The sequence below is a fragment of the Rhodococcus sp. EPR-134 genome, assembly GCF_001647205.1.
Taxonomy (GTDB): Bacteria; Actinomycetota; Actinomycetes; order Mycobacteriales; family Mycobacteriaceae; genus Rhodococcus_F; species Rhodococcus_F qingshengii.
Genome location: NZ_LVCT01000220.1, coordinates 1 through 2,496, shown reverse-complemented (window position 1 = coordinate 2,496; position 2,496 = coordinate 1). Strand labels below are relative to the sequence as shown.

The 2,496-nt window shown below is 64.1% G+C and carries 2 protein-coding genes and 1 pseudogene; all 3 read left to right on the top strand.

Annotated elements, in window-relative coordinates:
- The coding region (locus tag A2J01_RS09900; protein WP_197494195.1) for an acyl-CoA dehydrogenase family protein at positions 1-780 on the top strand (780 nt) is incomplete at its 5' end.
- A gap of 27 nt (positions 781-807) precedes the next feature.
- On the top strand, positions 808-2,013 hold the full coding sequence (locus tag A2J01_RS09895; protein WP_003942363.1) for an acyl-CoA dehydrogenase family protein: 1,206 nt from the start codon (positions 808-810) through the stop codon (positions 2,011-2,013).
- 156 nt (positions 2,014-2,169) lie between these two features.
- Positions 2,170-2,496 (top strand): annotated as a pseudogene (locus A2J01_RS09890) (acyl-CoA synthetase); the annotation flags it as partial.

Sequence of the window (2,496 nt, the reverse complement as noted above, 5' to 3'; positions counted from 1 at the left end):
CAGAAGACCTACCTTCCGGCCTTCACCGGCGAGCAGGTCCCCGGCGCAGCAGTGGTGGTCAACGAACCACGCGCACTGTTCGATCCGTTTGCCCTGCAGACCAAGGCAGTTCGCTCCCCCAGCGGCTACAAGCTCAACGGCGTCAAGAGCTTGGTGCCCGCCGCGGCTACGTCCGAACTCTTCGTCATCGCCGCAGAACTCGACGGCAAGCCGTCCTTCTTCATCGTCGAATCCGACACCAAGGGACTCGTCGTCGAAGCAGATCCCAGCATGGGACTGCGCGCCGCAGGCCTGGGTCGCCTGATCCTCACCGATGTCGCGGTGTCGGAGTCCGCACTGCTCGGCGACGGTGACGCCGAGCAGCGTAAGGCCGAATACGCCGACGCGATTCGCCTGGCTCGACTCGGTTGGGCGTCCATGGCCGTCGGCACCAGCCAGGCAGTTCTCGACTACGTGATTCCGTACGTCAACGAGCGCGAAGCGTTCGGCGAGCCGATCAGCCACCGCCAGGCGGTTGCCTTCATGGTCGCCAACATCGGCATCGAACTCGACGGACTGCGTCTGGTCACGCTTCGGGGCGCTTCACGCGCCGAGCAGGGCTTGTCCTTCGCTCGCGAATCCGCTCTGGCCCGGAAGCTGGCTTCCGAGAAGGGCATGCAGATCGGCCTCGACGGTGTGCAACTCCTCGGTGGACACGGGTTCACCAAGGAACACCCGGTCGAGCGCTGGTACCGCGACCTCCGTGCCATCGGCGTTGCCGAGGGCATCGTCCTCATCTGACGCCGCTGAACTTCCAGGAGAACCACGATGATCAACCTCGAACTTCCCAAGAAGCTCAAAGCATCAGCGAACCAGGCACATCAGGTCGCGGCGCAGATCTTCCGACCCATTTCACGTAAGTACGATCTCGCTGAGCACGAGTACCCCGTCGAGCTCGACACCATGGCCGCCATGGTGGAAGGCCTCTCCGATTCCGGTGGAGACATCGGCGGCGCCAGCGGCGGACGGTCCGACGCGAGCGCCAAGGGTGGCAACGCCAACGGCGGCAACATGTCTGCGCTCCTCAACTCGCTCGAAACGTCTTGGGGCGACGTCGGACTCATGCTCTCGATCCCCTACCAGGGGCTCGGCAACGCCGCGATCGCCGCAGTGTCAACCGACGAACAGCTCGAACGTTTCGGCAAGGTGTGGGCCTCGATGGCCATCACCGAACCGAGCTTCGGTTCCGACTCCGCCGCCGTGACCACCACCGCCGTTCTCGACGGCGACGAGTGGGTTCTCAACGGCGAGAAGATCTTCGTCACCGCCGGTGAGCGTTCGACGCACATCGTCGTGTGGGCGTCGGTCGACAAGTCGAAGGGCCGAGCGGCCATCAAGTCGTTCGTCGTTCCGCGTGACGCACCGGGCCTGAGCGTTGCTCGCCTCGAGCACAAGCTGGGCATCAAGGCCTCCGACACCGCAGTACTCCTGCTCCAGGATTGCCGCATTCCCGCGGACAACATCCTCGGCAGCCCGGAGGTCAACGTGGAGCAGGGCTTTGCCGGCGTCATGCAGACGTTCGACAACACCCGGCCCCTCGTTGCAGCCATGGCCGTCGGCGTCGGACGCGCAGCTCTCGAAGAACTGCGCGGCATCCTGACCGAAGCCGGTGTCGAGATCTCCTACGACACACCGGTCTACAACCAGCATGCAGCTGCAGCCGAGTTCATCCGTTTGGAAGCCGACTGGGAGGCCGCGTACCTGCTGTCTCTGCGCGCGGCGTGGATGGCCGACAACAAGAAGCCGAACTCGCTCGAAGCGTCCATGTCCAAGGCGAAGGCCGGCCGCACCGGCACCGACGTGACGCTCAAGGCAGTCGAGTTGGCCGGCACTTACGGCTACTCGCAGCGCCCGTTGCTCGAGAAGTGGGGCCGCGACTCGAAGATTCTCGACATCTTCGAGGGCACCCAGCAGATCCAGCAGCTGATCGTCGCACGCCGTCTACTCGGAAAGTCGTCCGCCGAACTGAAGTGACGGTCGCACGGACCAGATCCCGAAACACTCCGCCCCGCCACCTTTCGAGGTGGCGGGGCGGAGTGCTCGGTCGCCATCGTGAAACTTCACCACCGAAACCTGATTGCGCATTAGTGTGTAATCAGTCCTACAACGACGCTGGGAAGAGGTTCACGTATGCCCGGATTGGTCACCAAGGTCACTGACACCATCGGCGCGGCGGGGGTCATGTTCCGAGCCGGACTCGTCCCGTTCCCTCGCCTCGATCGCGGACTCAAATCCATTGCAGCCGTGGACAAGTACGGACCCTTTGCCGGGCCGGTCCATGCACACGCCGAGAACGGCTACGATGCGGTGGCGATCATCGACGAGCGCGGACCCATCACCTATGCCGAGCTCGAGCGTCAGAGCAACGCGTTGGTCCGGGCGTGGCAGGCCGACGGCATCACCTCCGACTCCGTCATGGGTGCGATGTGCCGTAACCATCGAGGCTTGGTCCTGACC

What these genes read in the sequence shown, in the direction of transcription:
- A2J01_RS09895 (WP_003942363.1), top strand. Translation starts at nt 808, where the DNA reads ATGATCAACCTCGAACTTCCCAAGAAGCTCAAAGCATCAGCGAACCAG.